This window comes from Floridaenema aerugineum BLCC-F46 (genome assembly GCF_041929345.1).
In the GTDB taxonomy this organism is placed as follows: Bacteria; Cyanobacteriota; Cyanobacteriia; order Cyanobacteriales; family Aerosakkonemataceae; genus Floridanema; species Floridanema aerugineum.
The window spans coordinates 25,261-37,383 of sequence record NZ_JBHFNQ010000005.1 but is presented as its reverse complement, the minus strand read 5'-3'; the positions used below and the strand labels follow the sequence as shown (position 1 = coordinate 37,383).

The window sequence follows — 12,123 nt, the reverse complement described above, 5'->3', positions numbered from 1 at the left end:
ATGAAAAATTGCAGAAATAATTTACTTTACTGTGAATAAAAAGAATTGCGATCGCGATGGGTAGGTGCGTCAGAAGTTCAAATCCTGATTCTCCCAAGCAAATGTAGTGTCTGACGCACCCGAAGGATTCTATAAACGACCTTCGTCTACGTCGGTGAATGTGTAGTTGTAGAACTCGTCTCCGGTGGCGACGTTGATGATTGTGATTCTGGCGGCTTTGCGATCGTAAATGACTCGCACTCGTCTATCCGATCCGATAAAGGTGTTGCCGGATGTCCGTCTGAGCACTCCTGAATATTTGAACTCTCCTTCAGTAATCCGAACAGTGATTTCGTTAGGAGTTTTTTTGGTGATTACGGTGACTGGGGTGGGGGAGGAACTACTGGTTGTAGATGAGTTGGATTGATTATCATTGCTAGAACCTGTATCCCAGTAAACGTAGATTGATTGATTGGCAAGGCGATAAATCTGTCCTTTGTCGCCTAGTCCTGATTGCCGAAAGGCACGTTGCCCGTTTTGATCTTGATAGTTACCTGGTTGATTGCCTACTGGACGTAGTTCGTAGCGTCTACCATTTTCCAGTTGAATGCTGACAAAACCTTGTCTTTGGGAAAAGGTACAAGGGCCTGTAGAAGTGGCCCGATCTTCGCCTTTGGGGTAAACATCGCAACGGGCGGTTACGGTGTCGGCTTTGGCAGCAAGGGTAATGCCCAGGGATGTGATAGAGAGAATAGATGTTAGGAGAATGGTTTTGATTTTCATGGTTATTTTTTAGGGTGTGTTTTCATGCTTTGGAGATCCCCCTAAATCCCCCTTAATCAGGGGGACTTGGAATTCGATCGCCCTAAATCCCCCTTGATCAGGGGGACTTGGAATTCGATCGCCCTAAATCCCCCTTAATCAGGGGGACTTGGAATTCGATCGCCCTAAATCCCCCTTGATCAGGGGGACTGGGAATCCGATCCCCCTAAATCCCCCTTAATAAGGGGGACTTAGAATCCGGTTGCCCCCTTGATCAGGGGGACTGGGAATCCGGTTCCCCCCTTATTAAGGGGGGTTAGGGGGGATCGAAGCGGGGGTTAGCGATCGCAATCTGCCTTGGGAGCATAAACAATAGCTGCATACCGTCCATCGGTGGTTCTAATGGCGACACAGTTTCCGGTGCGGGTTTCTCTCCAGTTGCTATAGGCGCTGTCTGCTTGTTGAGTTGCTTTCACCCAAACGTAACCGCGATCGCGCAAAGTATTTTCGGCTTGTCCGGCTCTTGCGCCTACCAAATCTTCTAAGTTTGATACAGATTCACCCACGCGAACTTGGGCGGTGTTTGAAGTATTTCTGAAATTTGAGGTATCTCTGGAATTTGAGTTATTTCTGGAAGAGGAACGATTATGATTACTGCCGCTAATCAGTCCGACGATTAATGCCCCAACAGCCGCACCTGCAACCACTTCACCTACTGATGCGCCATGATTACCATCGTGGGAAACGTTGGGAGAATGTTGACTGTCTAACCTGACGGATAAACGGTGTCTGGCTCCATCTTCTTCCCAAGTAAATACTCCTCTGTCAGGTTCATCTCTAAAGCGGACGTTGTGGACTTCATCGTGGGTTTCTACTTGCAGCGATTCTCTATCTGGGCCAAAAAACCGATACTGAGATCCGTCGTCTAGTTCAACTACGAAGATGATTGTGCTGCCTTGTTGTTTTTGTTTGATGACACAATACCCGTCAAATCTAGGATATTGAGAACTTTCTTCGGTTAGTTTGCAACGACCTTGGGCTCTGGCAAGGGTTTCTGCTGAAGCTGTGGGTATGAAGGGTAAAAGCCAAGTGGCAATGGTTAATCCTACAGTCCCTAATGCGGTCAATTTTTGGTTCAAGTTAATTTTCATTGGTTACTCCTAATAGAAAAAAAGTGATACTAACTCAAGTTGCTAGTTACGTTTAGTAGGGTGCGTCAGATGGCAAAATTTTGGAGAGAGATCGCTAAATTTCGGCTTCTGACGCACCCTACAACTAGGCAATGCTGCGCGATCGTAATGGCTCGAACTAATGGTTTTTTCATGAAATAACCGCAGTCTTGATGCGCTCTCGCAACCGTGCCAATTCCTCACGCCAGGAGGCAACTAGAGGATCGGTTTCTACATCTTTTCCGTCATGATTAACCCGCCATTTGCGAATTGCCAGTTCGTTCTGTGCCCGGACGATCGCTTTTGATGTGCGTCGATCTAACCCAGGAATGCGACGAGTGGCAAATAAGCGATCGCCCTTCACCCCCTCATATTCCCCAGGCGTAATCACTGGTTCTTTTTCATCTGCCAGTCCATCTCGAATCACCTGCAACTCCCAATTACCGCTTTGCCAGAGCATTACCCCCACTATCAGAAAGAATGGGAAAAAGCCGATCGCTCTGATGGCACTATGCTGAAACCACTGGTTGAGAAAAGGTTCAACAACCGCAGAAACGGCTGGTTTGGCAGGTTCATGTGCAGCGATCGATTTACCCGTCACCAGATAGATCGCTAAGAAAAGAATTAGACCGATCCCATTATTGAGGAAGTGCCCTACAAAACCCAACAACCAACCAGTTACGGGTGCCGCATACCGCAGCCATTTACGAGTTGTTTGGCGAGCTAAACCAAGTCCCATACCAAATAGACCTGAGTACAGAGCGTGTCCGGCTAAACCAAAGAGGGCAAAGCGATCGGCCATTTGAAAATATAGCGGCACATCCCCTGTAGCGATAAATCCTTTCGCCACATAAAACGGCGCTTCCAGCAGATTGAAGCCAATCCCTACTAGCGCACCGTAAATAAACCCATCCCGCACTCCATCAAATTCGGATTTGAGAAGCCAGAATAAAAGCAAAATCCCTAATCCTTTGGTGGTTTCTTCGACAATTGGACCTGCCAAAGGTGCGCCAATAACTGTTTTGGCATCAGAACCATAAATAGTCTGAAGGATGGGGGTTGTTTTTACCAGATTGGCAATATTTTCAATTATCCAGGTGTTAATTGGGTAGGCTAGCGCAGTTGCGATCAAGGCACCCCAGAGAATGGCAATTAGGTAAAGCCACTTTGATTCTGGTTCGCGCCGATCTAAAAACCACAAAATTGCCAGAGGAATAATTGAGATTAGTAGTGTTCCTGCCAGACTAAGGAGAAAGATTTGAAAACCCGCAGGAGACATACCGCCAAAAAAATTGCGAATCAGGACTCGCGCACTGATAATTACCAGCACTGCCAGAAAGAGAACGATCGGTATCGCTTTGCGGGGGTGACTTAACGGTGAATCATAGAGGATTCTGGCTCGGTTGGTTAATGGCATAAGCACCTCGATCGCTGTTCAAAGTTATTCATTGCCTTTGGATAACGCTTGAACGGTATCGGTTTGGGCGGGAAGGATCGGGCTGAGGGAGGCGATCGCTAACCCAATACTGGCAGATGCTATGAGTTTGTTGTTCCAGTTGATTTTCACAAGTTACTCCGCATACATGAAAACAAGCTATTTGTACACTGACTTACGAGCTAATTTCGTTTTTATTTCATCGCATTAAGAATATAGCAAGAGGCGTGAATAAACATAGAAATATTTCTAAAAATCTAGGGGAAAAATCTGGCTTGTAATTGATGTTTTTTTTCATTTAATTCAGATAATAAATGAGTATTTTTAATTATAAATTTTGGTCAATCGTTTAACTTAGAAACGTCAGATAAGCTAATTGATACCGCATAAATTAGCTCATTTAAGTCATTTAAGCATCTGCAAAGTTTTTGGGACTTGAAAACACAAATGTTAATCTAGACTTTTATTTATTGTATGGTAGAATAGATATCAGTTAAATCAGTTAAGGTTTTGGTTAAGTGATTTAATGTTTTTAGGGTAGCCAGAAAATATTACGTCCATGAATCAAGTAAAAAAATCTCATGGAAAACGGAAACGGGGAGTTGGACTCAGTACCAGTGGGTTGCGTCGTCTGAATCAAGCAATTCGGGTTGTGGAAACGGAAGAGAATCAAGGGAAGCAGTTTACAGCGGAACAATTGAGCGATCGCACAGGTATTTCTACCAGTACCCTAAGTCGCCTGTGGACAGGAAAAACGGGGGTCGATCGTCGTAGTTTACACCTGTTATTTAACGCATTTAATTTAGATTTGTGGGAAAGCGATCTTCAACAGGTGGGTGAAGAGGCGGAAAATACTAGGTTGATAACAGAAAAGGAGTCATTTCCTACGACTACACAAATACGTTATCCTAGTGGGCCTGTGCCAATTGATTCTAACCTTTATGTGAGTCGATCGGGAGTGGACGATCGCACTTTTCAAGAAATCCAACAACCAGGTTGTGTGATTCGGATTAAAGCGCCTAGCGGATTTGGAAAAAGTTCTTTGGTTTTACGAATTATCGATTATGCTAATCTTATGGGATATGCGACAGTGGCGATCGATCTGCAACAAGCAGATAGCGAAACTTTAGCAAATACTCACAGTTTTTTGCAATGGTTTTGTAAGGTAATTTCTCTCAAGTTAAAGTTAGATTCTAATATCGATCAATATTGGGATGATTTACTGGGAAGTAAATTGAGTACAACTTTGTTTATGCGCGAGTCGATTCTGGCGCAATTTGACGCTCCTTTGGTATTAATAATTAACGAAATTGAACGGATTTTCGAGTACTATGATACAGCAAAAAATCTGTTACCGTTATTGCGATCGTGGCACGAAGAAGCACAGCAAGATCCAGTTTGGAAAAAACTCCGGTTGGTAGTTGCTTATTCCACAGATGCTTATTTACCTTTGGATATTAATCAATCACCTTTTAATATTGGGTTGCCTATACCGTTACCGGAGTTTAATTTAGAGGAAGTGGAAAGTTTGGCGAGTGTTTATGGTGCGATCGATAATGATATAAATGAGTGCAAAAGCGTCCTTTCCTTGACTGGTGGTAATCCTTCTCTAGTGGCAATTGCCCTCTATCATTTACAACAGGGAATGACATTAAATGAACTATTAGAATCTGCTTGTACTCTGAAAGGAATTTATCATAATCCTTTACAAAGGATGCTGGCACAAATTAACCAAAATTCTCAATGGATTGATTGTTTAAAACTTTTGGCGAATGGAGAAACTGCAATTGCTATTGACTCGATTCTCGCTTATAAATTAGAAGGAATGGGATTGATTAATCCTAGTGCTAATGGATGGCAGTTGAGTTGCGAACTTTATCGATCGTTTTTTCAAAATTATCTGTTTAATTAGAGTTGTATTGATGAATTTAGATCGGCTTCGAGAATTCCGAGAATAATTGCCATTAATATTTCTAAGTCATCGGGAACTCGGTAAAGTGTAATGTCTTGAATAATGTGCTTGTTGTGTTGATTCAGGTAGCCAAAAACCCAGGCGTTACCGATCGTAACTGCACCGTATACTTGTTTTTTTTCTTCGGCTTGAGCGATCGCAATTAACTCAACAGCTAATTGTGTAAATCCTTTGGATAAATCATCTTTTTTCGCTTCAATTACCACTAATTCTTGATTGAGTCGTAATAAATAATCTAATTCTCCTTTCATCCAATCGTTAACTTTCAGGGAATATTCAATCCGTAACTGACATTGAGAAAAACGGGCAACTTCGATCAATAATGGTGCAACTAACAATTCTCGTTTTGCTGTTTCGCTGGAGAGAACTACTAAAGGCAAAATCTCTTCAATTTGTTGTTTGATAGCAGGAAGACGCTCACTTTTTCGAGAAGATTGAGGTAGTTTCAAGCGTTGATTAACGTAACTGTAGCCAAATTCGGCTAAAATGCGATCTGTATCGTAAGGCAATTCATAATAGGAACGAAAAGTATAGGATTGTTCTGGATCGAGAATTTTGAGTTGCGTCATATAGTTGGAAATATATTAAAGTGATATCTTGCACTTGCGTTTTTAGTCCGCCTGCGAATCAATTCGCAGGCTAATAGCGAAAGTCCATTAAAATGGACTGAAAGCATCACAATTCTATTAAGTATTTTATACCAAATCCGGTTTAAATACCCCGCTATTCTTTAGTCACTATTCGTAGGGTGCGTTAGTGTTAACGTAACGCACCATCCCACCATATTTAGTATCAGTGCGTAAGTCCTATAAGTATTTTAGTCCTCTTTAGAGCGGTTCACGGGCGGGAATGCCCGTTAGCGATGAAAGAAACAATTTGTCTCTTAGGAGGAGTTTAGCTATTAGCCTGGAAATTGATTTCCAGGCGGATTTCGGAATTGGTGCAAGATTTTAGTGGGATGGTGCGTTACACTGGCGTTAACGCACCCTACGAATAGATCGATCGCTGATGAATTCTTTTCGATACAAAGTTGGCGGATGTCTTCAGGCGGATGCACCTAATTATGTGGTGCGACAAGCTGATAAGGAACTTTATCAGACTCTTCAAACTGGGGAGTTTTGCTATGTTTTCAATGCGCGACAGATGGGAAAATCATCGTTGTTGGTGCGGGTGAAAGAACAACTTCAGCAAGAAGGTGCTCAATGTGCTTATATTGATATGACTCGCTTGGGGAGCGATCGCATTACCCCCGAACAATGGTATCGTGGCATTATCGTTAGTTTGTGGCAAAGTTTCGGATTACTGGGAAAAGTAAATTATCGGGAATTCTTCAAAACATATCAAGATTTATCATTAATTCAATGTCTGACAGTGTTTGTAGAAGAGATTTTATTTGGAGAATTTCCCACAAATCCGATTTATATTTTTATTGATGAAATCGATAGTTTGTTGAGTTTGGAATTCTCAACGGATGATTTTTTTGCTTGGATTCGTTCTTGCTATAATCAGCGATCGCACGACTCCCGCTATCAACGCTTCAACATGGCATTATTCGGGGTGACAACTCCCTCAGATTTAATTGCGGATAAACAACGCACACCTTTTAATATTGGACAAGCGATTCAATTAGATGGATTTACTGCAACGGAAGCAACGCCTTTAGCAGAAGGACTTAAACCTGTGGTGGAAGAACCGATCGCTACCCTAAAAGCAATTTTACACTGGACGGGCGGACAACCTTTTCTCACCCAAAAACTTTGTCAATTAGTAATTTATGTAATTGAACAAACTGGGGCAACTTTGTTGCAAGTTCCGCCAGGGATGGAGTCATACTGGGTGGAAGAATTGGTGAAAACTCATGTTTTAGAGAACTGGGAAACGCACGATGAACCTGTGCATTTGCGGACGATTCGCGATCGCTTATTCTGGAATCAAAACCGCACGGGAAGATTGCTGGGAATTTATCAACAACTTTTGCAAGGGGAAATTGTTCTTGTTGATGATAGTCGGGAACAGATGGAATTGTTGTTGTCAGGATTGGTGGTGCGTCAGGGCGATCGACTAGCGATCAAAAATCCAATTTATCAAAAAGTTTTTGATTTAAATTGGGTAAAACAGCAATTAAGCTATCTTCGTCCTTATGCGGATGCGATCGATAATTGGGTAACTTCCGGGCGCAGCGATGTTTCCCAACTGTTGCGCGGAGAATTTCTCCTCGACGCGCAACGGTGGGCACAGGAAAAAAGTTTGAGCGATTTGGATTATCAATTTCTCGCTGCGAGTCAGGAACTAGAACGACAACTGATCGAACAACAATTAATCGCCCAACAGGAAAGCGAAAGGTTTTTTCGGCAACTTGCGGAAGCTGTGCCCCAAATGGTTTGGATTGTTGAGCCGGATGGTAGACTTTCTTATATTAATCAACCAGGTGAGGTATTTTTGGGGCGTTCCCTGGATGGGATTACTGATTGGAAACGCTTAGAAGTTGTGCATCCTGAAGATCGATCGCCAAGTCTCGCTGCTTGGAAACAAGCTCTAGAAACGGGAGAACCTTATGAAGTAGAATTGCGAATGCAAGATGGAGAAGGGAAATACCGCTGGTTTTTAAATCGGGCAATTCCCATTCGAGATAGCAGCAATGAAATTATCAAATGGTTTGGTGTTAGCACCGATCTAGATAACCTGAAAAAAGCCGAAGAAATCAAACGATTGCAAGAAGTGGAAAAACGGCTAGTGCAAGAACAACGGGCGAGTCGTTTGCAAAGATGGCTTTTAGGAACTGTGAGTTTGGCGTTTGTAATTGCCAGTGGATTGGGATTTTACGCTGTGCTTCAACAACAGAAAGCTAACTGGCGCGAGGTAGAAGCGATCGCAAACGCCTCCGAAGCTGAATTTGCTTCTGGAAATCGCTTAGATGCTTTAGTCACGGCGATGAAAGCTGAGACTCGCCTGAAAACCTTACTGGGAGTTCCCTCTGAGTTAGTTAGATCTGTCAATCATAACTTGCGTCGGGCAGCGTTTCAAGTAGTTGAACGCAATCGGTTGAATGGACAAAAAGGGAGAGTGTACGGAATCGCCATTAGTCCAGATGGGCAAACAATCGCTTCCACCTATCAACAATCTACAATTATACTTTGGAAAAACGATGGCACTTTGGGGAAAACTCTCAAAGGTCATCAAGGTGCGGTGATGGATGTGGTGTTTAGCCCCAATGGAAAAACCTTGATTTCCGCTGGGGATGATGGCACAGTTCGGTTATGGAATCGGGATGGTAAACTGTTAAAAACTCTGAAAGCTCATCAGGGTGTGGTGCGATCGATCGCCGTCAGTTCCAATGGACAATGGATTGCTTCAGCGGGAGAAGATAACCTAGTAAAACTCTGGCGCAGTGATGGAACTTTGGTTAGATCCTTAAATGAACATCGTGATTTCGTTTGGGATGTGGCGTTTAGTCCTGATGGAAAGGCGATCGCTTCTGCCAGTTGGGATAATACAATAATCCTGTGGAATCTCGATGGCACCAAAATTCGGACGCTAAAAAACCCCATTCCCTCAGAAAAAGGACAAAATCGCTTAATCAGTGTAGCCTTTAACCCCGATGGTCAAACCTTAGTAGCGGGAGATTGGTATGGCAATATTGTCTGGTGGAATATGCAGGGAACTCTTCTGCACAAAGCATCAGAACACCATAGCGCCGTCATCAGTTTAGCATTCAGTCCAGATGGGCAAACCTTGGCTTCTGGCAGTTGGGATGACACAATTAAAATCTGGAATCCATCTGCTGCGGTGACTAAAACTTTGTCAGGTCATCCTAGTGGGACTTGGGAAGTGGTATTTAGCCCCGATGGAAAAAGCTTAGTTTCTGGTGGAGAAGACAAGCTAGTTCGCATCTGGCAACTTTCGTCAGATTTCTTGACGGTGTTGCGAGGACATCGCGCTTCGGTGTGGAATGTGGCTTTTGCGCCTGATGGCAAATCTGTGATTTCCTCAAGTGCTGATGGTACGATTAAGCGTTGGAGTCGTCAGGGAAAACTTCAGCAAACTCTAACTTCGGGTGATGATGAGGTGTGGGCGGTGGATGTTAGTGCTGATGGTCAAGCTTTGGCATCTGTTAGCAATGATGGGTTTCTCCGTTTATGGACTGCTGATGGTAAGTTAGTGCGAACTATCAAGGCGCATAATGATAAAGCGTTTGATGTGGCGTTTAGTCCTGATGGAACTGTTCTAGCTTCTGTAAGTTGGGAGGGAACAGCAAAACTTTGGCATCGAGATGGCACTTTACGCCAATCTCTGACTCAGCAAAAAAGTCATTGGAATGCGGTTGCTTTTAGCTTGGATCAAAAATGGTTAGCGATTGCTGGTGGAGAAGGAAAAATTGAACTTTGGCAACGGGACCGAACAGGACAGTTTCAACTTAAACTTAATTTGAAAGCTCATGAATATAATGTCTGGGATGTTGCTTTTAGTCCAGATAGTCAGATTTTCGCTACTGCGAGTGAGGATGGAACGATTAAACTTTGGTCGTTGGATGGGAAACTGATTCGGACTTTGCGGGGACATAGCGATCGCATCAACTCCATCACCTTCATTCCCGCCAACTCTGGACTCCCAAAAGCCTGGGGTGTTGTCCTCGCTTCTGCCAGTTGGGACAAAACTATCAAACTCTGGAAACTAGACGGAACAACACTTGCAACCCTAGAAGGACATGAGGAAAGGGCGCTGGATGTAGCTTTTTATCCAGCGACTGAGAATAGAGGGGCAATGTTAGCTTCGACGGGGTTGGATGATGTGGTGATTGTTTGGGAGATCGATCGAGTGTTAGATATTAACCAGATTTTGAATTTTGGTTGTACCTGGACAAGGGATTATTTGCGCGATAAACCTAACGGTTCGCTAGGCGATCGGAATCCGGCTAACAGTAGACTGGGTGAAGGCGATCGCACAAAAAATTCCAGCCGTTGTAAATGATTCAGTATTACTATTAACCCATAAACCTCGTTTACAAATAACTAAAAAACTTTACGAACCCGGATGGACTTCCAACTGCTATACCCTCAACTGCTAATCCAAATACTGCTGGGACTGCTCTCTGTCCTATTTGCCGAAGTGGTACGGGATGCCTATCACCTCGCAGGGCACTACTGGAAACCTTTACAAAGCTTCCATAACCTGCATCACAAAGCCTATCGCCGTGATTTGAGCATGACTAGCTTTGAGGCTTATAAGAAAGCACAATTGTACAATGATGTACCTGAGTCTCTGGTAATGGTCCAAGTAACGGCTTTAGCAGCAGGAATAGCTCAGAGCTTTGGAATATATGGAATGTGGCTCGGTGTTTTGTATTCTTTTGTCTTTGTGATTCCTGCGATCGCACGCTCCCAAGGACTTTTGCTCGTCACTGATTTTGCTCATAAACAAGGAGATCTCGTCGAAATACCTTCCCAATGGACAGTGAATCGTACTTATCACTGGCGACATCATTTCGATCAGGGCAATGCTTACTTTTGTGGTTACTTTACATTGACAGATAAAATGTTGGGAACTGCTCTATCTTTGAAGGGAAAAGTAGTAGGAATTACCGGAGCTTCTGGTACTTTAGGACAAGCATTAATTGAAGAACTTTCCTTGCAAGGTGCTAAAGTAGTGGCTTTCACTACTAATAAATCTGCTGAATTTAAGCCAGGAATTAATGTATGTTACTGGGAATTAGGAGCAGAATCAGAGTTAATCAACCGTCTGAAAACCGTTGATATTTTGATCGTTAATCATGGTGTGAATGTACATGGCGATCGCTCCCCCGAAGCGATTATAAAAGCTTACGAAATCAACACTATTTCTGCCGTAAAATTAGGGGAATTATTTCTAGAAACTGTCACCGAATCCGACCACAAAGCGATTAAAGAACTCTGGATTAACACATCCGAAGCCGAAGTAAATCCAGCATTTAGTCCGTTGTATGAGTTGTCTAAAAGAACTCTCGGAGACTTAATTACTCTGCGTCGCTTAGATGCTCCTTGCGTGATTCGGAAGTTAATATTAGGGCCATTTAAGAGTCAACTTAATCCTTATGGTGTAATGTCTGCTCGATGGATAGCTTGGGCGATCGTAGCTTTAGCTAAACGAGATTTTCGGGACATTATTGTTACCATTAACCCGATTACTTATATCGCCTTTCCAATTAAGGAGTTTTCTCAATCTCTTTATTTCCGCTTGTTTACGTCTAAATAAGCAGGGTAGCAGGGGGGGTTCCAGGGGCTTAAGGAGTTTTTCCCTAACCCCTAACCCCTACCCCCTAACCCCCAAAATTACCACAACCCTCGGACGCTTTTAGAAGTAAATCGCAAAACGCCTGATTCTTGTTCGCTCTGATAATAAATTGTTAATTGACCCTTATCATCTAACTCAAATCTTTGGGCACCTTGCAGTGCTTTCATATATTTGGACTCCTGATTCATAATCGGTTCTTGACAAGCTTTGAAAGTTGACGCAAGTTGATTAATAGTTAATCGATCGCCCTTAATTTCATAACTACCCATAAAGCGATTACATCCACCCGAACCAGTAATGCGTCCTTGGGAAAAATTTGCTGTTAGTTCAGTTTCTTGGGGGGGAACCATCGGCGTTGGCAAGTTTGATTCTGCCATGTTTGCCAGTCGCCAACTCCCTTTGAGTGAAGAGGATTGAACCATTTCATAAGATGAAGTAGGTTTTTTTGCAGTTTGTTGTGCTACTACAGAATTGAGGGATGTAATTCCAACTGAGCCAACTATTAAAGTGACAATAAATAAAGTTTTACGGTTCATATT

9 protein-coding genes are annotated in these 12,123 nt (G+C 43.1%); 3 read left to right on the top strand and 6 right to left on the bottom strand.

The window, feature by feature from the left end:
• Window positions 1–129: 129 nt before the first annotated feature.
• The 4 genes from ACE1CC_RS00480 to ACE1CC_RS00465 form a co-directional block, all read right to left on the bottom strand.
• Window positions 130–762 (bottom strand): hypothetical protein, encoded by a 633-nt coding sequence (locus ACE1CC_RS00480; protein WP_413268511.1) that lies wholly within the window; start codon window positions 760–762, stop codon window positions 130–132.
• 317 nt (window positions 763–1,079) lie between these two features.
• Complete coding sequence (locus tag ACE1CC_RS00475) at window positions 1,080–1,892, bottom strand: hypothetical protein (protein ID WP_413268510.1); 813 nt, start codon at window positions 1,890–1,892, stop codon at window positions 1,080–1,082.
• A gap of 169 nt (window positions 1,893–2,061) precedes the next feature.
• On the bottom strand, window positions 2,062–3,327 hold the full coding sequence (locus ACE1CC_RS00470; protein ID WP_413268509.1) for a PrsW family intramembrane metalloprotease: 1,266 nt from the start codon (window positions 3,325–3,327) through the stop codon (window positions 2,062–2,064).
• A gap of 24 nt (window positions 3,328–3,351) precedes the next feature.
• Window positions 3,352–3,477: a hypothetical protein gene (locus tag ACE1CC_RS00465; protein ID WP_413268508.1), complete on the bottom strand. Its 126-nt coding sequence runs from the start codon at window positions 3,475–3,477 to the stop codon at window positions 3,352–3,354.
• 427 nt (window positions 3,478–3,904) lie between these two features.
• On the opposite strand from ACE1CC_RS00465, the gene ACE1CC_RS00460 reads away from it, so the two are divergent.
• On the top strand, window positions 3,905–5,257 hold the full coding sequence (locus ACE1CC_RS00460; RefSeq protein ID WP_413268507.1) for an AAA-like domain-containing protein: 1,353 nt from the start codon (window positions 3,905–3,907) through the stop codon (window positions 5,255–5,257).
• Here ACE1CC_RS00460 and ACE1CC_RS00455 read toward each other — a convergent pair.
• A complete protein-coding gene (locus ACE1CC_RS00455) occupies window positions 5,254–5,886 on the bottom strand; it encodes a hypothetical protein (RefSeq protein WP_413268506.1) in 633 nt (210 codons plus the stop codon). The two genes, ACE1CC_RS00460 and ACE1CC_RS00455, sit on opposite strands and share 4 nt — an antisense overlap.
• A gap of 439 nt (window positions 5,887–6,325) precedes the next feature.
• Between ACE1CC_RS00455 and ACE1CC_RS00450 the strand changes: the two genes are divergently transcribed.
• Complete coding sequence (locus ACE1CC_RS00450; protein ID WP_413268505.1) at window positions 6,326–10,285, top strand: AAA-like domain-containing protein; 3,960 nt, start codon at window positions 6,326–6,328, stop codon at window positions 10,283–10,285.
• Window positions 10,286–10,348: 63 nt separating this feature from the next.
• Window positions 10,349–11,545, top strand: coding sequence for a bifunctional sterol desaturase/short chain dehydrogenase (locus tag ACE1CC_RS00445; RefSeq protein ID WP_413268504.1), 1,197 nt, complete (start codon window positions 10,349–10,351; stop codon window positions 11,543–11,545).
• A gap of 77 nt (window positions 11,546–11,622) precedes the next feature.
• Here ACE1CC_RS00445 and ACE1CC_RS00440 read toward each other — a convergent pair whose 3' ends face one another.
• A complete protein-coding gene (locus ACE1CC_RS00440) occupies window positions 11,623–12,120 on the bottom strand; it encodes an META domain-containing protein (RefSeq protein ID WP_413268503.1) in 498 nt (165 codons plus the stop codon).
• Between the last annotated feature and the right edge of the window lie 3 nt (window positions 12,121–12,123).

Excerpts from the sequence above, each read along its gene's own strand:
- ACE1CC_RS00455 (WP_413268506.1), bottom strand. The coding sequence starts at position 5,886 with ATGACGCAACTCAAAATTCTCGATCCAGAACAATCCTATACTTTTCGT.
- ACE1CC_RS00440 (WP_413268503.1), bottom strand. The coding sequence starts at position 12,120 with ATGAACCGTAAAACTTTATTTATTGTCACTTTAATAGTTGGCTCAGTT.
- ACE1CC_RS00470 (WP_413268509.1), bottom strand. The coding sequence starts at position 3,327 with ATGCCATTAACCAACCGAGCCAGAATCCTCTATGATTCACCGTTAAGT.
- ACE1CC_RS00480 (WP_413268511.1), bottom strand. The coding sequence starts at position 762 with ATGAAAATCAAAACCATTCTCCTAACATCTATTCTCTCTATCACATCC.
- ACE1CC_RS00445 (WP_413268504.1), top strand. The coding sequence starts at position 10,349 with ATGGACTTCCAACTGCTATACCCTCAACTGCTAATCCAAATACTGCTG.
- ACE1CC_RS00450 (WP_413268505.1), top strand. The coding sequence starts at position 6,326 with ATGAATTCTTTTCGATACAAAGTTGGCGGATGTCTTCAGGCGGATGCA.
- ACE1CC_RS00460 (WP_413268507.1), top strand. The coding sequence starts at position 3,905 with ATGAATCAAGTAAAAAAATCTCATGGAAAACGGAAACGGGGAGTTGGA.
- ACE1CC_RS00475 (WP_413268510.1), bottom strand. The coding sequence starts at position 1,892 with ATGAAAATTAACTTGAACCAAAAATTGACCGCATTAGGGACTGTAGGA.